General features: G+C 70.8%; 23 protein-coding genes and 1 riboswitch. Of the genes, 12 read left to right on the forward strand and 11 right to left on the reverse strand.

Annotated elements, in window-relative coordinates; translation table 11 throughout:
* Positions 1-26: 26 nt before the first annotated feature.
* Both leuE and OG898_RS07480 read right to left on the reverse strand, forming a co-directional pair.
* Positions 27-698, reverse strand: a complete 672-nt coding sequence (gene leuE / locus OG898_RS07475) for a leucine efflux protein LeuE (RefSeq protein ID WP_266955769.1) — start codon at positions 696-698, stop codon at positions 27-29.
* 79 nt (positions 699-777) lie between these two features.
* Positions 778-2,361 (reverse strand): methylmalonyl-CoA mutase, encoded by a 1,584-nt coding sequence (locus tag OG898_RS07480; protein ID WP_266955771.1) that lies wholly within the window; start codon positions 2,359-2,361, stop codon positions 778-780.
* Between the two features lie 167 nt (positions 2,362-2,528).
* Here OG898_RS07480 and OG898_RS07485 point away from each other — a divergent pair, with 167 nt between their 5' ends.
* The gene (locus OG898_RS07485; protein WP_250744029.1) at positions 2,529-3,407 is read left to right on the forward strand and encodes a L,D-transpeptidase family protein; all 879 of its coding nucleotides are present in this window, start codon (positions 2,529-2,531) and stop codon (positions 3,405-3,407) included.
* 246 nt (positions 3,408-3,653) lie between these two features.
* Here the strand turns inward: OG898_RS07485 and OG898_RS07490 are convergent, their stop codons facing one another.
* Together OG898_RS07490 and OG898_RS07495 are read right to left on the reverse strand one after the other, a co-directional pair.
* The gene (locus OG898_RS07490) at positions 3,654-4,700 is read right to left on the reverse strand and encodes a hypothetical protein (RefSeq protein ID WP_266955773.1); all 1,047 of its coding nucleotides are present in this window, start codon (positions 4,698-4,700) and stop codon (positions 3,654-3,656) included.
* On the reverse strand, positions 4,700-5,491 hold the full coding sequence (locus tag OG898_RS07495) for an RNA polymerase sigma factor (protein ID WP_266960122.1): 792 nt from the start codon (positions 5,489-5,491) through the stop codon (positions 4,700-4,702). Before OG898_RS07495 ends, OG898_RS07490 begins: the two co-directional genes overlap by 1 nt.
* Positions 5,492-5,876: 385 nt before the next feature.
* On the opposite strand from OG898_RS07495, the gene OG898_RS07500 reads away from it, so the two are divergent.
* The 10 genes from OG898_RS07500 to OG898_RS07545 all read left to right on the forward strand — a co-directional run bounded on the left by OG898_RS07500 (position 5,877) and on the right by OG898_RS07545 (position 13,246).
* Positions 5,877-6,527, forward strand: a complete 651-nt coding sequence (locus OG898_RS07500) for a 2-oxo-4-hydroxy-4-carboxy-5-ureidoimidazoline decarboxylase (RefSeq protein WP_250744032.1) — start codon at positions 5,877-5,879, stop codon at positions 6,525-6,527.
* A gap of 152 nt (positions 6,528-6,679) precedes the next feature.
* The gene (gene sdhC / locus OG898_RS07505; RefSeq protein ID WP_266880720.1) at positions 6,680-7,060 is read left to right on the forward strand and encodes a succinate dehydrogenase, cytochrome b556 subunit; all 381 of its coding nucleotides are present in this window, start codon (positions 6,680-6,682) and stop codon (positions 7,058-7,060) included.
* A gap of 5 nt (positions 7,061-7,065) precedes the next feature.
* A complete protein-coding gene (locus OG898_RS07510) occupies positions 7,066-7,548 on the forward strand; it encodes a succinate dehydrogenase hydrophobic membrane anchor subunit (RefSeq protein ID WP_250744034.1) in 483 nt (160 codons plus the stop codon).
* Between the two features lie 23 nt (positions 7,549-7,571).
* Positions 7,572-9,326 carry a succinate dehydrogenase flavoprotein subunit gene (sdhA, locus tag OG898_RS07515; RefSeq protein WP_266955776.1) on the forward strand — a complete coding sequence of 585 codons (1,755 nt, stop codon included), beginning with the start codon at positions 7,572-7,574 and terminating at the stop codon, positions 9,324-9,326.
* Entirely contained in the window at positions 9,326-10,093 is a 768-nt protein-coding gene (locus tag OG898_RS07520; protein WP_250744036.1) for a succinate dehydrogenase iron-sulfur subunit, read from the forward strand. The genes sdhA and OG898_RS07520 overlap by 1 nt, the downstream gene beginning before the upstream one ends.
* 109 nt (positions 10,094-10,202) lie before the next feature.
* On the forward strand, positions 10,203-10,736 hold the full coding sequence (locus OG898_RS07525; RefSeq protein WP_250744038.1) for a hypothetical protein: 534 nt from the start codon (positions 10,203-10,205) through the stop codon (positions 10,734-10,736).
* A gap of 57 nt (positions 10,737-10,793) precedes the next feature.
* The gene (locus tag OG898_RS07530; protein WP_266955779.1) at positions 10,794-11,552 is read left to right on the forward strand and encodes an alpha/beta fold hydrolase; all 759 of its coding nucleotides are present in this window, start codon (positions 10,794-10,796) and stop codon (positions 11,550-11,552) included.
* A gap of 95 nt (positions 11,553-11,647) precedes the next feature.
* Entirely contained in the window at positions 11,648-12,052 is a 405-nt protein-coding gene (locus OG898_RS07535; protein ID WP_250744042.1) for a hypothetical protein, read from the forward strand.
* Positions 12,028-12,477, forward strand: coding sequence for a thiol-disulfide oxidoreductase DCC family protein (locus OG898_RS07540; protein ID WP_266955782.1), 450 nt, complete (start codon positions 12,028-12,030; stop codon positions 12,475-12,477). Before OG898_RS07535 ends, OG898_RS07540 begins: the two co-directional genes overlap by 25 nt.
* A 10-nt stretch (positions 12,478-12,487) precedes the next feature.
* On the forward strand, positions 12,488-13,246 hold the full coding sequence (locus OG898_RS07545; protein WP_250744044.1) for a TetR family transcriptional regulator: 759 nt from the start codon (positions 12,488-12,490) through the stop codon (positions 13,244-13,246).
* 103 nt (positions 13,247-13,349) lie between these two features.
* On the opposite strand, the gene OG898_RS07550 is transcribed toward OG898_RS07545, so the two are convergent.
* The 3 genes from OG898_RS07550 to OG898_RS07560 all read right to left on the reverse strand — a co-directional run bounded on the left by OG898_RS07550 (position 13,350) and on the right by OG898_RS07560 (position 16,739).
* A complete protein-coding gene (locus tag OG898_RS07550; RefSeq protein WP_250744132.1) occupies positions 13,350-14,906 on the reverse strand; it encodes an ABC transporter substrate-binding protein in 1,557 nt (518 codons plus the stop codon).
* Between the two features lie 133 nt (positions 14,907-15,039).
* On the reverse strand, positions 15,040-16,482 hold the full coding sequence (locus OG898_RS07555; RefSeq protein ID WP_266955784.1) for a metallophosphoesterase: 1,443 nt from the start codon (positions 16,480-16,482) through the stop codon (positions 15,040-15,042).
* Positions 16,479-16,739, reverse strand: coding sequence for an SCO4848 family membrane protein (locus OG898_RS07560; RefSeq protein ID WP_250744046.1), 261 nt, complete (start codon positions 16,737-16,739; stop codon positions 16,479-16,481). The genes OG898_RS07555 and OG898_RS07560 overlap by 4 nt, the downstream gene beginning before the upstream one ends.
* 121 nt (positions 16,740-16,860) lie before the next feature.
* On the opposite strand from OG898_RS07560, the gene OG898_RS07565 reads away from it, so the two are divergent.
* A complete protein-coding gene (locus OG898_RS07565; RefSeq protein WP_250744047.1) occupies positions 16,861-18,111 on the forward strand; it encodes a D-alanyl-D-alanine carboxypeptidase family protein in 1,251 nt (416 codons plus the stop codon).
* Here OG898_RS07565 and OG898_RS07570 read toward each other — a convergent pair.
* The 4 genes from OG898_RS07570 to glyA all read right to left on the reverse strand — a co-directional run bounded on the left by OG898_RS07570 (position 18,059) and on the right by glyA (position 22,569).
* Positions 18,059-19,075, reverse strand: coding sequence for a YihY/virulence factor BrkB family protein (locus OG898_RS07570; RefSeq protein WP_266955787.1), 1,017 nt, complete (start codon positions 19,073-19,075; stop codon positions 18,059-18,061). The genes OG898_RS07565 and OG898_RS07570 overlap by 53 nt on opposite strands.
* Before the next feature lie 145 nt (positions 19,076-19,220).
* The gene (locus tag OG898_RS07575; RefSeq protein ID WP_250744050.1) at positions 19,221-19,844 is read right to left on the reverse strand and encodes a 2'-5' RNA ligase family protein; all 624 of its coding nucleotides are present in this window, start codon (positions 19,842-19,844) and stop codon (positions 19,221-19,223) included.
* Between the two features lie 128 nt (positions 19,845-19,972).
* Positions 19,973-20,986 carry a tryptophan--tRNA ligase gene (gene trpS, locus OG898_RS07580; protein ID WP_266955789.1) on the reverse strand — a complete coding sequence of 338 codons (1,014 nt, stop codon included), beginning with the start codon at positions 20,984-20,986 and terminating at the stop codon, positions 19,973-19,975.
* 302 nt (positions 20,987-21,288) lie between these two features.
* On the reverse strand, positions 21,289-22,569 hold the full coding sequence (gene glyA, locus OG898_RS07585) for a serine hydroxymethyltransferase (protein WP_266955791.1): 1,281 nt from the start codon (positions 22,567-22,569) through the stop codon (positions 21,289-21,291).
* A gap of 35 nt (positions 22,570-22,604) precedes the next feature.
* Positions 22,605-22,695: riboswitch (ZMP/ZTP riboswitch) on the reverse strand.
* Between the last annotated feature and the right edge of the window lie 60 nt (positions 22,696-22,755).

Consider the following 22,755-nt stretch of genomic DNA (forward strand, 5'->3'; position numbering starts at 1 on the left):
GGCCGGCGTGCAGGCCGGCTCGCGGGTCAGCTCACCGCGAGCTTCGCCGCGAAGCCCAGGAAGACCACGCCCGCCGCCGAGCTGGCCCCCGCGGCGAGCCGCTTGCGGCGCCGGAACGTGGCCGCCAGGCGGTCCCCGCCGAAGATCAGCGTGGTCAGGTAGAGGAAGCTGCCGATCTGCATCAGGCTGCCGAGCAGCAGGAACGACAGCGCCGGGTAGGCGTAGGCCGTGTCCACGAACTGCACGAAGAAGGACATCAGGAAGAGGATGGCCTTCGGGTTGAACAGGCTGATCAGCAGCGCCCGCCGGTAGGGCCGCTCCATGTCCCCGGGCTTCCCCTCAGCGGCCGCGGGCCCGTCCGGGGTGCCCTCACCGGCCCCGGCGCGCTCGGCGCGGGCGCGCCACATGGTCCACGCGCCCCGCAGCATGCCGATGGCGAGCCAGCTCAGGTACCCGGCGCCGAGCACTTTGACGACGCCGAACACGATCGGGCTGGTCTGCAGCAGCGCCCCGGCCCCGACCGCGGCCAGGGTCATGAGCACGGCGTCTCCGGTGAACACGCCGGCGGCGGCCCGGTACCCGTGGCGGACCCCGCCGCGCGCGGCGACGGAGAGCACGTAGAGCGAGTTCGGCCCCGGCAGCAAAATGATCAGCACCAGGCCGGCGACGTACGTCGGAAGATCTGTGACACCCAGCATGTGCAGGAGTGTCCCATAAGGACACACCTGTCGCGCCAGCGGATTTCACGGATCGGGACCACATCGCAATCAGCCACGGTCACCAGCCGGAATCAGCCGGCACGTACGTCCCCCACACCTCACGCAGCGCCCCGCACACCTCCCCCACCGTGGCCCTGGCGCGCAGTGCCTCCCGCATCGGATAGAGCACGTTCTCCGTGCCCGCCGCCGCCTCCCGGAGCGCCGCCAGCGCCTCGTCCACGGCCGCTCCGTCGCGGCCCGCCCGCAGGGCGGCGAGGGACGCCCGCTGCCGGTCCTCGATCGCCGGATCCACGCGCAGCGGCTCGTACGGCTCCTCCTCGTCCAGCGCGAAGCGGTTGACCCCGACCACCACGCGCTCGCCGCTCTCGGTCTCCCGGGCGATCCGGTACGCGTTCCGCTCGATCTCCTCCTTCTGGAAGCCCGCCTCGATCGCGGCCACCGCCCCGCCCATCGCCTCGACCCGCGCCATCAGGTCGAGCGCCGCCGCCTCCACCTCGTCCGTCATCCGCTCCACCGCGTAGGACCCCGCGAAGGGGTCGACGGTGTGCGGCACGTCCGTCTCGTACGCCAGCACCTGCTGGGTCCGCAGCGCGAGACGGGCCGACTTCTCGGTGGGCAGCGCGATCGCCTCGTCGAAGGAGTTGGTGTGCAGCGACTGGGTGCCGCCCAGCACGGCGGCCAGGCCCTGCACGGCGACCCGTACGAGATTGAGCTCGGGCTGCTGCGCCGTCAGCTGCACCCCGGCGGTCTGGGTGTGGAAGCGCAGCATCAGCGACTTCGGGTCCCGGGCCCCGAACTCCTCGCGCATGACGCGGGCCCAGATCCGCCGGGCCGCGCGGAACTTCGCGACCTCCTCCAGGAGGGTGGTGCGGGCGACGAAGAAGAACGACAGCCGGGGCGCGAAGGAGTCGACCTCCATCCCGGCGGCCAGCGCGGTGCGTACGTACGCGATCGCGTCGGCCAGCGTGAAGGCGATCTCCTGCGCGGGCGAGGCCCCCGCCTCGGCCATGTGGTAGCCGGAGATGGAGATGGTGTTCCACTTGGGGAGCTCGGCCCGGCAGTAGCGGAACACGTCGGCCGTCAACCTCAGGGAGGGGCCGGGCGGGAAGATGTAGGTCCCCCGTGCGACGTACTCCTTCAGCACGTCGTTCTGGACCGTGCCGGTCAGCTGAGCGGGATCGATCCCCTGCTCCTCGGCGACCAGTTGGTAGAGCAGGAGCAGCAGCGCGGCCGGTGCGTTGATCGTCATCGATGTGGACACGCGGTCGAGCGGGATCCCGTCGAACAGCACCCGCATGTCCTCGACCGAGTCGATCGCGACGCCCACCTTCCCGACCTCGCCGTGCGCGAGCGGGGCGTCGGAGTCGTGCCCCATCTGGGTGGGCAGGTCGAAGGCCACGGACAGCCCGGCGGCGCCGCCCGCGATGAGCTGCCGGTAGCGGGCGTTGGACTCGGCGGCGGTACCGAACCCGGCGTACTGGCGCATGGTCCAGGGCCGTCCGGTGTACATGGTCGGGTGGACGCCCCGGGTGTACGGGTACTCCCCCGGCTCCCCCAGTTCGGTCCCGGGGTCCCAGCCGGCGAGGTCCTCCGGGCGGTAGACGGGCGCGATCGGGACCCCGCTCTCGGTGTGCCGCTCCATGTGACGCGCTCCTTCGTGGCTAGGAGGTGCCCGGGGCTGATAAAACGTCCCCGCGGCGGCCGCGCGGCGGCCGCTGGTCACAATGGCGCAACATCGCGGCCGTCCCTGCAACTGACCACGCCCACGTGGCATCACCTAGATACACACGTAGAAATCGGGGGACTGCAATGCACCGCCAGAAGGTAATAATCCGCGCACTCGGCCTGGCCACCGCCGTCGCGCTCGCCGCGACCGCCTGCGGACCGCAGAAGACGGATGCCACGGGCTCCGGTTCTTCCGCGCCCGCATCGCCCACGGCGGTCGCCTCTCCCGACGCCTCGCCGTCCACGGACGCAAAGCCGGGCGACGCCTCGCCGTCGGCTTCCCCGTCCGCGTCCGCGTCGCCCTCCGCGTCCGCCTCGCCCTCACCGACCGTGAAGCAGGTCATGGCGAACGGCGACGACAGCGAGCTGGTCCGCGAACTGCAGGCCCGGCTGCGCCAGCTCAAGCTGATGACGGTCGCTCCGACCGGTTTCTACGGCTCGAAGACGACCGCCGCGGTCAAGTCCTTCCAGTCGAAGAACGGCCTGTCCGCCACCGGCGGCGTCGACGAGCCCACCTGGAAGAAGATCCAGAACGCCACGAAGAAGCCGACCGCCGACGAGCTGCGCCCGCCGACCGTCAACGAGCCGGACGCTCCCGACGCGCGCTGCATGACGGGCCGCGTGATGTGCATCAGCAAGGAGAGCCGCACCCTCGCCTGGATGATCGACGGGAAGGTCGTCTCCACGCTGGACGTGCGCTTCGGCTCGGAGAACACCCCGACCCGCGAGGGCGAGTTCAAGGTGGAGTGGAAGGCGAAGGACTGGACGTCGACGATCTACCACACGCCGATGCCGTACTCGATGTTCTTCAGCCGGGGACAGGCCGTGCACTACTCGGCGGACTTCGCCGCCCGCGGCTACGCCGGCGCTTCGCACGGCTGTGTGAACGTCCGGGACAAGGCCAAGCTGGCGACGCTGTTCGACGCGGTGCAGGTCGGCGACAAGGTCGTCGTCTACTGGTGACGAACAGACGGCCGGGCGGAGGGGAAACGTCCCGTCCGGGCGTCGGAGGTGGGAAGTTGAGGGCGCGGGCGGGATCGGGGGAACGAATCCCGCCCGCGCCAGTTGCGCAGAGCCCAGGGGTACGGGGGGAACCCCGGCTCATGCGCGGCCGATGACCAGTCGGCTCGTTATGTACTGCGCCGCCGGTTCGAAAAGTGTTACAGGCGGGGCGCGAACCGTTTCAGGCCAGTGTCCGGTAACCGGTCCTCAGCGGCCCCGGCCCGAATCCGGGGCCTTCGGCGAAGCCGTACCGGCCGGGACCAGCCCCAGCGAGCGCGACGGGGATCCCGGGACCGTGGGGGAACCCGGCACGTCTCCGCTCGATCCGCCGCCGGTGGCCACGTCGAGCACTCCCTGGCAGTAGCGCGGGACCCTCATCAGCCCCTTGGCCAGGCGTACGAGCTTCTCCCGGCGGGCCTCGTCGAGCTTCCCGGACCGGTAGTCCCTGCACAGCTCCACCGCTCCGGTGCGGCTCCCCTTGTCCCGGTCCGAACCGTCGGGCGGGTCCGTCGTCATGCCGTTGACGCCACCCTGCCGGGACCGGTCCCGGCCGTCCTTGTCTCCGGTCGGGCCGCTCGCGGGCGGTTCCGTGCCGGTACCGGTGTTCGTCCCGGTGGCCGCGCCGGGTCCCGTCGTCGTACGTCCCTCCGCGCCCGGGGTGTTCCCCGGACCCGGACTGCCGCTCCGGCCCTCGCCGTCCTGCGGCGCGGTCGTGAGGGACGGCGCGAGGGGCGCCGCGAAGCGGCCGTGCACCGAGGCCGTCGAAGAGGGTCCGACCGCCACCGTGGCGGCCGGCAGCCCGCCGGCGGCGTCGCGGGAGTCCCGGTCCAGCAGTCCGGTGCCCGCGGCGGCCGCCAGGCCGCCCACGGCGACGCTGGCCACGGCGGCGGCGAGGACGAAGCGGACCGGCCGCCCGCGCCGGGGCGCAGGTCCGGCCGGGCCGGCGGGCGCACTCAGCTCGACCACCGTGTCCGCGGAGCCGAACAACGCGGCGTCCGGAGCCCTCGTCTGCAGTTCCGCCCGGAGCACGGAGCCGCGCGTGCGGAAGGCGGCCACCGCGGCGGCCTCTCCTCGCAGTTCCCCGGGCAGCCCGCCGGCGGCCACGGGCGGCGGCTCGGCAAGTGCGTCGAGGGCGGCGCGCAGCCGCTCGGCCCGGGCGTGGACGTAGTGCTCGGCGCCAGGTGCGGCCGGTTCTCCGCGCAGCAGTCTGTCCGCCGCGGCTTTGTCCAGCCACCTGTCGCGCTCGTCGGCCATCACATGTCCTTCTGCGTCCGCCAACGTGAATCCGTCACACCGGTTTGTTCTACGAGACCCGCGGCGCGGGCCCGCTGCGCCGGTACGGCGTCGAGATCCCGTCCGCCCCCGGCGCCCCGTGCGCGACTCCCGTCATTATCGCCGAGGCGGCGTCCCCGCCCGGCGCCGACGCCGACGGCCGAGCCGATGCCGGAACCGATGCCCGAATCGGGGTCGGCCTCGGGGTCGAAGTCCCCGTCGACGGCCTCGTCTAGCAGCTCGGCCAGCTTCTTCAGGCCCCGGTGCGCGGCGGTGCGCACCGCGCCGGGGCGCTTGCCCAGGGTCTCGGCGGCGCTCTTGGCGTCCAGCCCGACGACCACCCGCAGCACCACGGCCTCGGCCTGGTCCTGCGGGAGCTGGGCTATGAGTTCCATCGTGCGGCAGGTGGAGAGGGACTCCATGGCCTCGCCGGCCGTGTCGGACTCGGCGGCGTGGCCCGTCAGCTCGGTCTCGTCCCCGCCGACGGCGGGCCTGCGCCCGCGCATGCGGATGTGGTCGAGGGCCCGGTTGCGGGCGATGCGGGCGGCCCAGCCGCGGAAGCGGTCGGCGTCGCCGGTGAAGGAGTCGAGGTCGCGGGCGATCTGCAGCCAGGCCTCGGAGGTGACGTCCTCGGCGTCGCCGTCTCCGACGAGCGTGCGGACGTATCCGAGCAGGCGCGGGTGCACGGCGCGATACACAGAACGGAACGCGATCTCGTCGCCGTCTTGTGCCGCGAGCACCGCGGTGGTCAGCTCCGCGTCGTCCCCCAGCAAAATCCCCAACCCGTTCACAGTCCCGTTTGTGTGGCGCAAATCAGCACGTTACGGCTTTCAAGCACCTTCGTCCACGAGTTGTACAACGCGCAACCATCCCTGCGCGGAGCGAGGTGTGACACAAAACGCATCGAAGACGCTGACAGGGGTGCGGGCTTGTCGCACGAGTCCGCGACGGATGGCGGCCGGGGCCTCTCCTGTGGGGGGTGGCGGCCTCGGTCGCCCTCCCCCTCTCCGCCGTCCTCGCGGCCATCATGCCCCGGTCCCCCCAGGGGTCCCCGAGCGGCCCCGCAGCTGGCCCGACACGCGCTCCCGTCATCCTTTCGGCTCACTTCCGAGTGAAAACCCGGAATGGGTACGACACACCCGGCTCCGCGTCGATAGCGTGGCGGGACACCCGCGCCACGCCACGAGGAGCCCCCCGCTGTCCAGCCACCTTCCGGCACAGGCCCGCGGAGGCTCCGACCCTTCCCTCGGCTCCCCCTCCCTCCACGACGCCGATCCCTTTCCCCGCACGGACGACACCGGGCTCGCACGGTTCAACGCCCTGTCGCCCGAGGCCGCCCACTCCGCCCTGCTGCACTGCTGCGGCAGCCGGCGCTGGGCCCACCGGGTGGCCGCCCACCGCCCTTACCCCGACTTCGGCGCGCTACTCGCCGCCGCGGACGAGGCCTCGTACGACCTCTCCCAGCCGGACCTCTCCGAGGCGCTGGCCTGCGAGTTCCCGCCGGAACTGGAGCACGGGGCCGCGTACGCCGCGGTCCTCGCGCTCGACGCGGCGCACGGGGAGTACGAGCGGACCTTCGGCCACGCCTTCGTGATCTGCCTCGACGGGACCACCCCGGAGGAGCAGGCGGACCAGCTGCTGGCCGCGATCCGGCGGCGGATGGAGCTGGACCTGGACGAAGAGCGCGCGATCTCCGCGGACGAGCTCCGTCGCGTCGCGCAGGTCCGGCTCGCCGACCTGACACACTGGCTGACCTCGGCGGATGGGGTATCTGCTGCCGAATTCGGGCTATTCGCCCCTGTGGGATAGTCCGTCCGTGCCTGTTTGATCACACCGATGGCCCCCGCGCGAGGGAACCGACAAAGCGTCGCTACGATGTCCGGGGCCGGAGGACCGTACCCGGCCGGGCCCGACCGACAAAGAAGCCGGCTGGCCCCCGCCCCGCTTCCGGAGGGTTTTCCGTGCCGGCTGGAACGTTGTACCGCGGCCGGGAAGGAATGTGGTCCTGGGTGGCTCATCGAGTCACCGGCGTCCTCATTTTCTTCTTCCTGTTCGTACACGTCCTCGACACCGCTCTCGTCCGCGTCTCACCCGAGGCGTACGACGATGTCGTGGCTACCTACAAGACTCCGATCGTCGCGCTGCTGGAGTACGGCCTCGTCGCCGCAATCCTGTTCCACGCGCTCAACGGTCTCCGTGTCATCGCCGTGGACTTCTGGTCCAAGGGCCCCCGCTACCAGAAGCAGATGCTCTGGACCGTGGTGGGCATCTGGGTCGTGCTGATGGTCGGGGCCCTGTACCCCGTCCTCGGACACGCTTACCTCGAACTCTTCGGGAAGTGACACGCATGTCTTCTGACACTTCTTTCGAAAAGGGCATCGGTGACGTGGAGGGCGTGTCCCTCTACGACGTCGACAACCCGGCGCCGTACATCGAGGCCCCGCGCAAGCGCACCAGCAAGACCCCGCGCTCGACCCGCGGCAACTTCGAGATGGTCGCGTGGCTCTTCATGCGCCTCTCGGGCATCGTGCTCGTCGTCCTGGTCCTCGGCCACCTGCTGATCCAGCTCGTCCTCGACGGCGGCGTCTCCAAGATCGGCTTCGCCTTCGTGGCCGGCCGCTGGGCCTCCCCGTTCTGGCAGGGCTGGGACCTGCTGATGCTGTGGCTCGCGATGCTGCACGGCGCGAACGGTCTGCGTACCGTCATCAACGACTACGCGGAGCGCGCCAACACGCGTCTGTGGCTCAAGGGCCTGCTCTACACCGCCACGGTGTTCACCATTCTTCTGGGCACGCTGGTGATCTTCACCTTCGACCCGAACATCCGCTAGGCAACGGGGCTGAGGCGAAACCAATGAAGATCCACAAGTACGACACCGTCATCGTCGGGGCGGGCGGCGCAGGCATGCGCGCCGCCATCGAGTCGACGAAGCGCAGCCGCACCGCCGTGCTGACCAAGCTCTACCCCACCCGCTCCCACACGGGCGCAGCGCAGGGCGGCATGGCCGCCGCGCTCGCCAACGTGGAGGACGACAACTGGGAGTGGCACACCTTCGACACGGTCAAGGGCGGTGACTACCTGGTCGACCAGGACGCCGCCGAGATCCTGGCGAAGGAGGCCATCGACGCGGTCCTCGACCTCGAGAAGATGGGCCTGCCGTTCAACCGCACCCCGGACGGCACCATCGACCAGCGCCGCTTCGGCGGGCACTCCCGCAACCACGGCGAGGCGCCGGTCCGCCGGTCCTGCTACGCCGCGGACCGCACCGGCCACATGATCCTCCAGACGCTCTACCAGAACTGCGTCAAGGAGGGCGTGGAGTTCTTCAACGAGTTCTACGTCCTGGACCAGCTCCTGGTCGAGGAGGACGGCGTCAAGAAGTCGGCCGGCGTGGTCGCGTACGAGCTCGCCACCGGCGAGATCCACGTGTTCCAGGCGAAGTCCGTCATCTACGCCTCCGGCGGCACCGGCAAGTTCTTCAAGGTGACCTCCAACGCGCACACCCTCACGGGTGACGGCCAGGCGGCCTGCTACCGCCGCGGCCTGCCGCTGGAGGACATGGAGTTCTTCCAGTTCCACCCGACGGGCATCTGGCGCATGGGCATCCTGCTGACGGAGGGCGCCCGCGGTGAGGGCGGCATCCTCCGCAACAAGGACGGCGAGCGCTTCATGGAGAAGTACGCGCCGGTCATGAAGGACCTCGCGTCCCGTGACGTCGTCTCGCGCTCCATCTACACCGAGATCCGTGAGGGCCGCGGCTGCGGTCCCGCCGGTGACCACGTGTACCTGGACCTGACGCACCTGCCGCCGGAGCAGCTCGACGCGAAGCTCCCGGACATCACCGAGTTCGCGCGCACCTACCTGGGCATCGAGCCGTACACGGACCCGATCCCGATCCAGCCCACCGCGCACTACGCCATGGGCGGCATCCCGACGAACGTCGAGGGTGAGGTCCTCATGGACAACACCACCGTCGTCCCGGGCCTGTACGCGGCCGGCGAGGTCGCCTGCGTCTCCGTGCACGGCGCGAACCGCCTGGGCACCAACTCGCTGCTGGACATCAACGTCTTCGGCAAGCGCTCGGGCATCGCGGCCGCCGCGTACGCCCACGCCAACGACTACGTCGAGCTGCCCGAGAACCCGGCGCAGCAGGTCATCGACCAGGTCGAGCGGCTGCGCAACTCCACGGGCAACGAGCGGGTCGCGGACCTGCGCCTGGAGCTCCAGGAGACGATGGACGCCTGCGTGATGGTGTTCCGCACCGAGCAGACGATCAAGACCGCGGTCGAGAAGATCGCGGAGCTGCGCGAGCGCTACCTGAACGTGTCCGTCCAGGACAAGGGCAAGCGCTTCAACACGGACCTGCTGGAAGCCATCGAGCTGGGCAACCTGCTCGACCTGGCCGAGGTCATGGCCGTGTCCGCGCTGGCGCGCAAGGAGTCCCGCGGCGGTCACTACCGCGAGGACTACCCGAACCGCGACGACGTCAACTTCATGCGCCACACCATGGCGTACCGCGAGGTCGGCGACGACGGCAAGGACTCCGTCCGCCTGGACTACAAGCCGGTCGTCGTCACCCGCTACCAGCCGATGGAGCGTAAGTACTGATGGCCACCCCGACCCTGAGCAAGACGGACCAGATGGAGGCGGCGGCCGCCGCATCGCCGTTCATCACGGTCACGTTCCGGATCCGCCGGTTCAACCCGGAGATCTCGGACGAGTCGACCTGGCAGGACTTCCAGATCGAGATCGACCCGAAGGAGCGCGTGCTCGACGGTCTCCACAAGATCAAGTGGGACCTCGACGGCACGCTCACCTTCCGTCGCTCGTGCGCGCACGGCATCTGCGGCTCCGACGCGATGCGGATCAACGGCAAGAACAGGCTCGCCTGCAAGACGCTGATCAAGGACATCAACCCGGAGAAGCCGATCACGGTCGAGGCCATCAAGGGCCTGACGGTGATGAAGGACCTCGTCGTCGACATGGAGCCCTTCTTCCAGGCGTACCGGGACGTCATGCCGTTCCTGGTCACCAAGGGCAACGAGCCGACGCGCGAGCGCCTGCAGTCCGCCGAGGACCGCGAGCGCTTCGACGACACCACCAAGTGCATCCTGTGCGCCGCGTGCACGTCCTCGTGCCCGGTGTTCTGGAACGACGGCCAGTACTTCGGCCCGGCGGCGATCGTCAACGCGCACCGCTTCATCTTCGACTCGCGCGACGAGGCGGGCGAGCAGCGCCTGGAGATCCTGAACGACAAGGACGGCGTGTGGCGTTGCCGCACGACCTTCAACTGCACCGACGCATGCCCGCGCGGCATCGAGGTCACGAAGGCGATCCAGGAAGTGAAGCGCGCCCTCATCACGCGCCGCTTCTGATTTCTTGACGTACGAAGGCCCCGCCCCCGGTGTTCGCACCGGGGGCGGGGCCTTCCGCGTACCGGCAATCGCCCTACTGGCCCGCCGAAGGCTATGGAATCATCGGCACATGAGTGAGCAGCAGCCGAATCCGAACCCTTATGCGAGCGACCCGGGCCAGGGCGACGAGTACAAGTGGGGGCCCGGGACTCCGAGTTACGGCTACCCGCAGCCCTATCCCCAGCCCCCGGCCTACCAGCCGACCATCGGCGGGGCGGGCATTCCGGCCCAGATGCCGCCGGCGGCACCCATGGGGTACCCGGCCGCCGGACTCTCCCTGGGCGACATCACCATCGCCGGCGACCAGATCATCACCCCGTCCGGCACGATGCCGCTCCGGGGCGCGGTCTGGAACGCCACGGACTTCTCCCGGACGGAGGAGAAGATCCCGGCGCACGCGATCGTGCTGGCCGTCATCTTCTTCCTGTTCTGCCTGCTCGGCCTGTTCTTCCTCCTGATGAAGGAGCGCCGCACCACGGGCTACATCCAGATCACGGTCAACAGCGGCGGCCGCCACCACTCCACGATGATCCCGGCCGTGGACCCGGGCACCTACATGTGGGTCATGAGCCAGATCAACCAGGCGCGTGCGCTGAGCATGTGACGCAGCACCGGGGGAAACCCGGTGGTCCGCGGGGCGGGGGTCCGCGAAGATCGCCGGATGGTTATTTCTCATGATGTGGACGGCCCCGTCGACGCCCCGGCCGTCGTTCTGCTGCATTCCTCCGTGTGCGACCGGCGGATGTGGGAGCCGCAGTGGCAGCCGCTGCTCGCCGCCGGGTTCCGGGTGGTCCGGGCGGACTTCCGGACCTGTGGCGACTCCCCCGCCGCCGAAGCCCCGTACAGCGACCACGGGGACGTACGGGAGCTGCTGGAGCACCTCGGCATCCGGCGGGCCGCCTTCGTCGGCTCCTCCTACGGCGGGCGGGTCGCGCTGACGCTGGCCGCGCAGCAGCCGGAGCTGGTGAGCGCGCTGGCGCTGCTCTGCCCCGCCCGGCCCGCGCAGCGGCGCGGCCCCGCCCTGCTCGCCTTCAACGCCGCCGAAGCCGCCCTGGTGGACGCGGGCGACCTGGAGGGCGCGGCCAGGCTCAACGCCCGCCAGTGGCTCGGCCCGGAGGCCGACGAGGCCGCGCACGCCCTCGTACGGGCCATGCAGCTCGGGAACCTCCAGGGCGCCGAGGGGGCCGACGGGGACCACGAGCTCCCCGAGCCCGTCTTCGAACCGGCCGCCCTCACCGCCCCCGTCCTCGGCATCGGCGGCGCGCACGACATCCCCGAGTTCCGGGACGTCCCCGCCGAGCTGGCCTCCCTGATACCCGGAGCCGTCCACGTCGAGCTGCCCTGGGCCGGCCATCTCCCCTCGCTGGAACGCCCCGAGGAGATCAATCGGTTGCTGCTCGAGTTCTTGCCGGGACGCTGACCCGAGACCCCTCCGCCATTCGCTTGAACCTGTTCAAAAATAGGTCTACAGTCAGTGCTGTCAGCAGTTGAACACGTTCAAGGGGGCTGAGGGCAATGGACCTCACCGTGGTCGCGTACGTCATCTACCTGCTCATCAGCATCGGACTCACCGTCTGGGTGGCCCGCACGCTCAGCCGCAACGGGCGCGTCTTCATCGGCGACGTCCTCCAGGGCAACGAGAAGCTCGCGGACGCCGTCAACCAGCTCCTGGTGGTCGGCTTCTACCTCGTCAACATCGGCTTCGTGACCCTGTACCTGCGGTCGGCCGACGAGATCGTCGCCGCCCGCGGACTCTTCGAGGCGCTGTCGGTCAAGCTCGGAGTCGTGCTCCTGGTCCTCGGCGTCATGCACCTCGGCAACGTCTGGGTGCTGAACAAGATGCGCCGCCGGGGCATCATGGAGCGCCAGCAGACCCCGCCGGTCGGCCCCCAGGGGTGGACCATGCCCGCCGGGGCCTGATCACCGTGGCCAGGACCGCGGTCCGGCACCTGACGGTGCTCTACGACGCGAACTGCCCGCTCTGCGTACACATCCGGCACTGGCTGCTCGGCCAGCGCTGGCTGGTACCCCTGCGGCTCATCCCCGCGGCCTCCTTCGAGGCGCAGCGGCTGTACCCGCGGCTCGACCACGCCTCCACGCTGAAGGAGATCACCGTCATCGGCGACTCCGGACAGGTGTGGACCGGCACGGACGCCTTCATCGTCTGCCTGTGGGCGCTGGCCGAGCACCGGCCGAAGGCGAACTGGCTGGCCACACCGGCCGGCCGGCCCTTCGCCAAGGCGGCCATGTACACCGCCTCCACCTGGCGCGAGGCGGTACGGGACGGCTCCTCGGCGAACGATGGGGAACCGGCCTGTGACGACCAGTGTTCCGCGCCCCGATAGGCTCGGGACCGTGACTGATCAGAAGGCTCCCAAGAGCGAGCAGACCCGCACGCTCATCCTCGAGACCGCGCTCCGCCTCTTCCAGGAGCGCGGCTTCGACAAGACGACGATGCGCGGTATCGCCAAGGAGGCCGGAGTATCGGTCGGCAACGCCTACTACTACTTCGAGTCCAAGGAACATCTGGTCCAGGGCTTCTACGACCGGATCGGCGCCGCGCACCTGGCGGCGGTCCGGCCGATCCTGGACCACGAGACCGATCTGCAGAAGCGGCTCGCGGGCGTCCTGACCGCCTGGCTGGACATCGCGGCGCCGTACCACGAGTTCGCCTCGCAGTTCTTCAAGAACGCCGCGGACCCGGAGAGCCCGCTCAGCCCGTTCTCCCCGGAGTCGGAGGCGGCCCGCAAGACGGCGATCGACATGCACCGCGAGGTGCTGGCGGGGGCCAAGACCAAGGTGCCCGACGAACTGGCCGACGTACTGCCGGAGCTGATGTGGCTCTCGCAGATGGGCCTGGTCCTCTACTGGGTCTTCGACCGCTCCCCGGACAGCGAGAAGACCCGCAAGCTCGCACAGCGCGGCGCGCAGCTCACGACCCGGGGCATCATCCTGGCCCGGTTCCGGGTGCTGCGGCCGCTGGTGCGGGAAGTGCACGAGCTGTTCACGGACTTCCTGCCGGGCATGGCCCAGACGGCCGTGTCCCGTCCGGGCCGCAAGCGGGCCTCCGACCCGGACGCGGGCCCGGAAGAGGGCCCGGAGGTGGGTCCGTAGGAGGGCCCACAGGCGGGCCCGGCCGTGGCCCCGCAGGCGGGCCCTGCCGCGGGTCCGCAGGAGGGCCCGGCCGTGGGTCCGCAGGAGGGCCCGGCCGTGGGTCCTACAGCCAGCTGAGCTCCCACAGCCGCCACACGCCGGTGCCGTCCGAGAGGTACTGGGCGCCGGCGACGGCCTCGCGCGACATCACGTAGTCCTTCTTCTGCCAGATCGGCAGCATCGGGACCTGCTGCGCGACCAGCTTCTGCAGGTCGCGGAAGTCGTTGGCGGCGGCACCGCGGTCCGAGAAGGACTGGGTGCGGGTGATGAGGGCGTCGACGGCCTTGTCGGAGTAGCCGCTGTTCATGGAGTTGTCGGCTCCGACGAGCGGGGCGAGGAAGTTGTCCGCGTCCGGGAAGTCGGCGATCCAGCCGATGGTGTAGGCGTCGAACTCGCCCGCCGCGTAGGCCTTCTGGAAGTCGCTCCACTTCTCGACCGGCTTGATGGTGAGGGCGAAGAGACCGGTGGACTCCAGCTGCGCCTTCAGCTCCTCGGCCTCGGCGACGCTCGAACCGCGCACGTTGACCCCGAGGGTGATCGCGACCGGGGTGGTGACTCCGGCGTCCTTGAGCAGCTTCTTCGCGGTGAGCCCGTTCGGCGAGGGCCATGCGTCGAAGAACGGCGTGCTGTGGGCGGCGATGCCCGCCGGGACGAGCGAGTAGAGCGGGGTGACAGTGCCCTTGTAGACCTCGGTCGCGACCTTGGCCCGGTCCACGACCGCGGCGACGGCCTGGCGGACGGCGGGCTGGGCCACCGGGGAGCCGGGGCGGAGGTTGAAGACCATGCTGCGGATCTCCGTACCGCCCGAGGCCTGGTAGCGGGTGTCCTCCAGGCCCGGGTTCAGGTCCGCCAGGACCGCCGGGGGCATGTCGCGGTGGGCGACCTCGATCCCGTGGTCGGTCCAGGCCTGCTCCAGCTGCGCGGAGTCCTTGAAGTACTTCACGGTGACCGGGCTCTTGGAGATCTTGCCCTGGCCCTTGTACGAGGTGTTGGGCTTGAGCTCGGCGCTCGCGCCGGCCGTGTAGCCGTCGAGGGTGAAGGGACCGGAGCCGTCGACCTTCTCCCCCTCGCGCAGGGCCTTGGCCGGGTACTTGTCCTTGTCCACGATCGAGGCGGCGCCCGTCGCGATCTTGAACGGGAAGGTGGCGTCCCCGGCGGAGAGGCTGAAGGTGACGGTGCGGCCCTCGGCCTTGACCGACTCCAGGGTGTTGAACAGCGGCGCCGGCCCCTGGTCGGAGTTGATCGCCTTGATCCGGTCGAAGGAGAACTTGACGTCCTCGGCGGTGATCGCGCGGCCGGAGGAGAACTTCACGTCGGAGCGCAGCTCGCACTGGTACGTGGTGAGCTTGTCGCCGACGAAGTTGCAGGCGGAGGCCGCGTCGGGCACCGGGGTGTCGGCACCGGGCTTGATGGTCAGCAGCGACTGGTAGACGTTGCTGAACAGGGCCCAGGAGCCCGCGTCGTACGCCCCTGCGGGGTCGAGGGAGGAGACCACGTCGCTCGTGCCGACGCGGATCGGCTCCCCGCCGCCGGCGGCCTGCGGCAGCAGCTGCCAGGTGGCGACGCCGGCCACGCCGAGGACCAGCCCGGCCGCGATGACTTTCGAGCGGACAGACCGCAACATCCTTGACTCCACCCCACGTGGCCGCGCACCGCAGTGCGCGACCAGCTATCCGATTATCGGTCACATCCCATCACGGAATTTCAGCCTCGGGAAGGCCGATTTGTGGCGTGGCGTTGAGGGTTCGGGTGGTTCAGGCCTGATATGAGGCGAGTTCGACGACTGTGATGTCCGACGGCGCGCCGACCCGGACCGGCGGCCCCCAGGCGCCCGCGCCGCGCGAGACGTACAGCTGGGTGTCGCCGTAGCGCTCCAGCCCGGCGACGGTGGGGTTGGCGAGCTCGGCGACGTACTCGCCGGGCCAGAGCTGCCCTCCGTGGGTGTGGCCGGAGAGCTGGAGGTCCGCCCCGTACCGGACGGCCTCGTCGATGACGATCGGCTGGTGGGCGAGGAGTACGGCGCTGCGGGCGCGGTCCCGGTCGCCCAAAGCCGCCTGGAAGTCCGGGCCGTGGCCCTCGCTCTCGCCCGCGATGTCGTTGACCCCGGCGAGGTCGAAGTACGGCAGCTCGCGGCGGGCGTTCTCCAGCGGGGTGAGGCCGAGCTCGCGGACGTGGTCGACCCACTGCTGGGCGCCGGAGAAGTACTCGTGGTTGCCGGTGACGAAGTACGAGCCGTGGCGCGAGCGGAGGCCGCGGAGCGGTTCCGCGGCGGGGCCGAGGTCGTGAACGCTGCCGTCGACGAGGTCGCCGACGATGGCGACGAGGTCGGGCTGCGTGCGGTTGATCGTGTCGACGATGCGGGTGGTGTGGGCGCGGCCCAGGATCGGGCCGAGGTGGATGTCGCTGACCACGGCGATGCGGAAGCCGTGGGCCGCGCGGGGGAGCTTCGCCAGGGGGACCTGGACCCGCTTGACGCGGGGGCCGCGGAGGACTCCGTACGTGCCGTAGCCGACGGTGCCGGCTGCTGCGGCGGCGGCCGTGCCGGCCACGATCCGCGCGAAGCGGCGGCGGCTGACGGTGGTGGGGGCGGGCTCCGCGGAGGTGGCCTCCGCCGGGATGGCCTCCGTCGGCTCGGCCGGGTGCTGCCCGGACAGGGCTGCGGGTTCGGCGGTGGCTGCGAGGGTGGCCTGCGGCGCAGTTCCCCTCCCCGCCCCTTCCCGAAACCGGGGCTCCGCCCCGGGCCCCGAGGTGGCCGCGCCTGCGGCCGCATGGCGGGGCTCCGCCCCGGACCCCGTTGCGGGGGCGCCCTGCGCCGGCGCGGGCTCCGCGGCCGGGGCGCCGTGGGGCTGCGCCCCGAGGCTCGCCTGGGGCGTGACCCTGCTCCGGCGGCGGAGCCATACCGCTCTGACGGGCTCGGCCACCAGCATGGCCAGGGAGAGGTACATGAGGACGGCCAGCCACATGTAGCCCGGCCAGGCGACCGTGCGCTCCAGCCAGAAGGGGGCTCCCGCGCGGCCCGCGACGAGGGCGGCCACGGACAGGAGCGGGAGTGCGAAGGCCAGGGCGGTGCCCGTGCGGCGGATCGCGCCGCCGGGGGCGGTGGTGTCGCGGACCAGGCGGATCCAGAGCCAGCGGTGCACCAGTACCAGGAGGGCCAGGACCAGCAGGGCCACGGCCGCGCCGAGGACGATCGTCATGCGCCCGCCTCCGTACGTGATTCACGCCGCAGAGCCCGCACCCCGCGCAACCCGATCACTCCGACGGCCGTCCCCAGGAGAAAGGACGCCACCGCCAAGAGAAGGTGGACCCAGAAGTACGCGGTCGGGTCCCCCGCGGCGTCGAAGGCCAGACCGCTGCCGTCCTTCCACAGGTTCCGGACGAAAGACACCCAGATGAACCAGCTCCACACTCCGAAGGCGAGCAGGAACCAGGAAGCGGCGCGGCTGAGTCTCATGAACTCAGTATCGGTTTCGTCCCCAGGACGGACGCGCCGGGGTGGGCTGTCCCGGCGGTGGTTGCGGCGGGTTGGCCGATCCATGACGCTAAGCACAGCATCGGGATGTACTTTCACCTGCGTGTCTGCCAAGAAGACCGCGTTGACGGTCCTATCCGCCGCACTTCCCGCCCTGCTGGTCCCGGCCCTGTTGGCTCCGGCCGCCTTCGCCGCGCCCACGCCGACGCCGCCGGCGGACGGGAAGGGGCAGCCCCCCAAGGCGCCCGCGCCGCCCGCCTCGATGTCCACGGTCGGCGGCGCTTCGCTCGGGCAGCCCGGTACGCAGGTCAACCTGCTGCCCGGCGCGCCCGCGCTGCCGGCGAACCTGACGGGGCGTTCGTGGATCGTGGCCGATGCCGAGACCGGCGAGGTCCTCGCCGCGCACAACGCGCACTGGCGGCTCCCCCCGGCCTCGACGATGAAGATGCTCTTCGCCGACACCGTGCTGCCGGGTCTGCCCAAGGACCAGGTCCACAAGGTCACCGACCAGGAGCTGGACGGGGTCGGTTCCGGCTCCAGCCTCGTGGGCATCAAGGAGGACGCCGAGTACAGCGTCCACGACCTGTGGCTCGGGGTGTTCCTGCGCTCCGGGAACGATGCCGTGCACGTACTTTCGGCCATGAACGGCGGCGTCGAGAAGACCGTCAAGGACATGCAGGCGCACGCCGAGGAGCTCCAGGCCCTGGACACGCACGTGGTGTCCCCCGACGGCTACGACGCTCCGGGCCAGGTCTCCAGCGCCTACGACCTCACCCTCATCGCCCGCTCCGGTCTGCAGAAGCAGGACTTCCGGGAGTACTGCGGCACGGCCAGCGCGAAGTTCCCGGGCCGGCAGGAGCCGGGCAAGCCGCGCGAGACCTTCGAGATCCAGAACACCAACCGGCTGATGACGGGAGCCGGCGGCCTCTCCCCCTACAAGGGGATCGCCGGGGTGAAGAACGGCAACACCACGATGGCCGGCTCCACCTTCACCGGCGCCGCCCAGCGCGGCGACAAGAAGCTGCTGGTCACGGTGATGAACCCGGGCACCGGGGGCGCCAACTCCGTGTACGAGGAGACCGCCGACCTGCTCGACTGGGGGTTCGCGGCGAGCGGGAAGGTCAAGCCGGTGGGCGAGCTGGTGCCGCCCAAGAGCGCGGACACCACCTCCCACGGCTCCCCGGCCCAGTCCCACGAGAACAACCCCTCGGCGTCCGGTGCGGGCTCCGGCGGCGGGATCGGTACGGCCTTCGGCGTGGCGGGCGGGGTGCTGGCCGTGGTGGCCGGCGGGGCCTACGCGGTCAACCGGCGCTGGCCGCGGGGGCGCGGCCGCCGGGCTCGCGGCCAGGTGTAGCGGAGCCCGGTACAGCGGAGCCCGGTACAGCGGAGCCCGGTGCAGCAGGGCCCGGTGTTGCGGAGCCGGCGGGCTCGCGGCCCGGCTCCGGGTCCTCCACGCCGTCCCCGTCGGCGTCGTCGCGGCTCGCGGTCCACGCCGCGCAGAAGAGCAGCAGCTTCGCCGTGAGGTTGATCCAGATCAGCAGTGCGATGGGCACGCCGAAGGCCCCGTACATGCTCTTCGTGGCGACCTCGCGCATGTAGCCGCTGAGCAGCAGCTTCAGCAGCTCGAAGCCGGCCGCGCCGAGGAGGGCCGCCTCGATCAGGCGGCGGCGGGGCGGTTCGACGCCCGGGAGCAGGGTCAGGACGTAGAGCAGGAGCAGGAAGGCGGCCAGTACGCCGACGAGGAAGGCCCCGCCCCGCAGCAGGCCGCCGCCCGCGCCGTCGCGCGGTACGTGCAGCCAGTCCCCGGCCTTGCCGACCGCGCTGGAGCCTAAGATCGAGGCCGCGGCCGAGGCCAGGCCGACGCCGCCGAGGCCGATGAGGACGAGCGCGTCCTTGCCCTTGCGGACGAAGGGGTTCCCCTCGTCCTCGTCGTCCTTCTCCCACACCGCGCGCAGGCAGTCCCGCATCGAGCCGACCCAGCCGATGCCGGTGAAGAGCAGGACGGCGGCGGCGATCAGCCCGACCGTGCTCGCGTTCGCGACGAGGGCGTTGATGTCGAGCTGGTCGGAGATGCCGGGGACCTGCTCGGCGAGGTTCTTCTGGAGCCGGTCGAGCTGCTCCTGGGTGAGCAGTCCGGCGCCGACCGCGGCGGCCACGGTGATCAGCGGGAAGAGGGCCAGGAAGCTGATGAAGGTGATGGCGGCGGCGAGCCGGCTCCAGTGCACGCGGTCGAGCCGCTGGTACGAACGCCACAGGTGGGTCCGCATCAGGGCGGAGACCAGGGGCCCGATCAGCGGGAGTTTCGTCAGCCAGTCCATACGGTCACCGTAAATGAGCTGTCGCAAATAGCCGGGATTGCCGCTTTTGGGGACTACGGTCGTCGATTGTGACTTTTCGCCCGACGGCTCGGCCGTTCCATGCCCTGGTCCTGCGAAGGATCGGTTTCCGGTTCCGGTTCCTGCGTCAGGAACGGCGTACGGTCGCCTCGCCCGCGGCAGCCGCCGCACTGTTGTCCGTCGCCGAGCCGAGCTGCGCCGGTACGCCGCTCGCTCCACCGCTTGCCCCGTTGCCGAACGGGTATTCCCGCAGCTTGCGCCAGACCCCGTCCGAGCCCTGCTCGTAGAGGGCGAACCCGGAGCAGACCCACTCCGCCTCGTAGTCGGCGAGGGTGCTGAACGCCAGGTCCATCGCCTCCTCGGAGATCCCGTGGGCGACCGTGACGTGCGGGTGGTACGGGAACGAGAGCTCCCGGCTCAGCGGCCCGTCCGGGTCGCGGACCTGGCCCTGGAGCCGGGTGCAGCCGGGGCCGCCCTCGATGACCTGGACGAAGACGACCGGCGAGAGGGGACGGAAGGTGCCCGTGCCGGCCAGCCGCATCACGAAGGAGCGGCCGGCGGCCGCGACCTCGGCCAGGTGGGCGCGGATGTCGGCGAGCCGGTCCGCGGCCACCTCCGTCGGCGGTACGAGGGTGACGTGCGTGGGAATGCCGTGCGCGGCAGCGTCCCCGAAGCCGGCGCGCAGCTCCTGAAGGCTGCTGCCGTACGGCTCCGGGACCGCGATCGAAACGCCGAGCGTTACGGTCCCCACGTAGCTCTCCTCCGCCTGTAGTCCTGTGCGTGGTCTGTGCTCCGCATGTGCGTCGCACGAGTGCTGCCGCCCCAGTGTGGCGGCAGCACCCCCCAGATCGCCAGGGCCCTCTTTCTCTTCGGTGCCCGTCAGTGCTTCGCGGGGAGGAAACCGAGGTGGTCGTAGGCCTGCGCCAGGGTCTCGGCGGCGACCGCCCTGGCCTTCTCCGCGCCCTTGGCCAGCAGGGAATCCAGGGTCTCCGGATCGTCCAGGTACTCCTGGGTGCGCTGCTTGAAGGGTGTGACGAAATCGACCATCACGCCGGCCAGGTCGGTCTTGAGCGCACCGTAGCCCTTGCCCTCGTACGCGGCCTCCAGCGCGGGGATCGACTCCCCCGTGAGAGTGGAGTAGATCGTGAGCAGGTTGCTGACGCCGGGCTTGCTCTCGGCGTCGAACCGGACCACGGCCTCGGTGTCGGTGACCGCGCTCTTGATCTTCTTCTCGGTGGCCTTGGGCTCGTCGAGGAGGTTGATCAGGCCCTTGGGCGAAGACGCCGACTTCGACATCTTGATCGCCGGGTCCTGGAGGTCGTAGATCTTCGCGACCTCCTTGACGATGTGCGCGGCGGGGAGGGTGAAGGTCTGCCCGAAGCGCTGGTTGAAGCGCTCGGCCAGGTCCCGGGTCAGCTCGATGTGCTGACGCTGGTCCTCGCCGACGGGGACGGAGTTCGCCTGGTAGAGCAGGATGTCGGCGACCTGGAGGATCGGGTACGTGAACAGGCCGACGGTGGCGTTGTTGGCGCCGCTCTTCGCGGACTTGTCCTTGAACTGGGTCATCCGGCTGGCCTCGCCGAAACCGGTGATGCAGTTCATGACCCACCCGAGCTGCGCGTGCTCGGGCACGTGGCTCTGGATGAAGAGCGTGCAGCGCTCGGGGTCGAGACCGGCGGCGAGGAGCTGCGCGGCGGACAGCCGGGTATTGGCGCGCAGATCCTTCGGATCCTGCGGCATGGTGATCGCGTGCAGGTCGACGACCATGTAGAAGGCGTCGTGCGTCTCCTGCAGGGCGACGTACTGCCGGATGGCTCCGAGGTAGTTCCCGAGGTGGAACGAACCGGAGGTGGGCTGGATGCCGGAGAGCGCGCGAGGACGATCAGAAGCCATGGCTCCATTCTCTCAGGTGTGACACCGGGCTCGGCCCCGCCACTGGCCGGAACCCGGCGGGTCCCCCGCCCCCTGCCCGCCCCCCGCCCGGGTACCCGGCGGTAGCGGCCCGTCCGGATCTTGCCTCGGCCGAGCGACCGCTTTTAGCGAGGTCAGGGGTGTGTCCGGGGCTTTTCAGCCGTCCGGCGTTTGAGGACCGGGGTCTGGGGCGGAGCCCCAGGGGGTCCGGGGCGCAGCCCCGGGGAACGGGCGAAGGGCGGGTAGGGGACAGCCCCCGCAGGGACCGGCCCCCACCCGGAGGGTCAGGCGACGGGGAGGCCCGGGGCCGGGAAGGCGGCCATGAGGTCGGCGACCTCGGCGCGGATGGCGCCCAGGGCCGGCTCGTCACCCTTCGCGGCAGCGGCGACCGCACGCTCGATCCAGCCGGCGACCACCGGCATGTGCTCGACGCCAAGCCCCCGCGAGGTCAGCGACGGCGTGCCGATCCGGATCCCCGACGGGTCGAACGGCTTGCGCGGGTCGAACGGCACCGTGTTGTAGTTCACGACGATCCCGGCCCGGTCCAGCGCCTTCGCCGCGATCTTGCCGGACACCGACTTCCCCGTGAGGTCGATCAGGATCAGGTGGTTGTCCGTACCGCCCGAGACCAGGTCGAAGCCCCGCTCCAGCAGCGCCGCGGCCAGCGCCTTCGCGTTGGCCACGACCGCGTGCGCGTACGACACGAACGAGGGCTGCGCCGCCTCGTGGAGCGCCACCGCGATACCGGCCGTCGTCTGGTTGTGCGGGCCGCCCTGGAGGCCCGGGAAGACCGCCTTGTCGATGGCCTTCGCGTGCTCCTCGCGGCACATCAGCATCGCCCCGCGCGGACCGCGCAGGGTCTTGTGGGTGGTCGTCGAGATCACGTCCACGTGACCCGCCGGGGAGGGGTGGGCCCCGCCCGCGATCAGGCCGGCGATGTGCGCCACGTCGGCGACGAGCACCGAGCCCGCCTCCTTCGCGATCGACGCGAACGCCTCGAAGTCGATCGTGCGCGGGAGCGCCGTACCGCCGCAGAAGATCAGCTTGGGCCGCTCCGCGAGCGCGAGCTCCCGTACGGCGTCGTAGTCGATGAGGCCGGTCTCCGCCTGGACCCCGTACTGCACGCCCCGGAACCAGGAGCCCGTCGCCGAGACGCCCCAGCCGTGCGTCAGGTGCCCGCCCATCGGCAGGGCCATGCCCATCACCGTGTCGCCGGGCTTCGCGAAGGCCAGGTACACGGCCAGGTTCGCCGGGGAGCCGGAGTACGGCTGCACGTTGGCGTGGTCGACTCCGAAGAGGCCCTTCGCCCGCTCCACGGCCAGCGCCTCGATGCGGTCGATGTTCTGCTGGCCCTCGTAGTACCGGCGGCCCGGGTAGCCCTCGCTGTACTTGTTCTGCAGCACCGTGCCGGAGGCCTCCAGCACGGCCGAGGAGACGTAGTTCTCGCTCGGGATGAGGCGGAGGGTCTCCGCCTGGAGGGTTTCCTCGGCGGCGACGAAGGACGCCAGCTCGGGGTCGGTCGCGAGCAGGGCGGGGTGACGGTACGGGGGGTGGTTCGCGCTCATGGCGGTTCCTCCGGGGTCGATGTCGGATCTCGTCCCCGCGAGGCCCAGGCGAGCGGCCCTGTATGCGGTCGTGCGCGCACGGCTCCCCCGGAGTTGGTTCTCCGTGCGCCAGTCGCCGTGCGTGTCCGACACCTTAGCGGGCGCGCCGCAAGAAAGGTTTCTCCGTCCGGTATTCGAGCGAGGATG

The organism is Streptomyces sp. NBC_00193 (assembly GCF_026342735.1).
Taxonomy (GTDB): domain Bacteria; phylum Actinomycetota; class Actinomycetes; order Streptomycetales; family Streptomycetaceae; genus Streptomyces; species Streptomyces stoeckheimensis.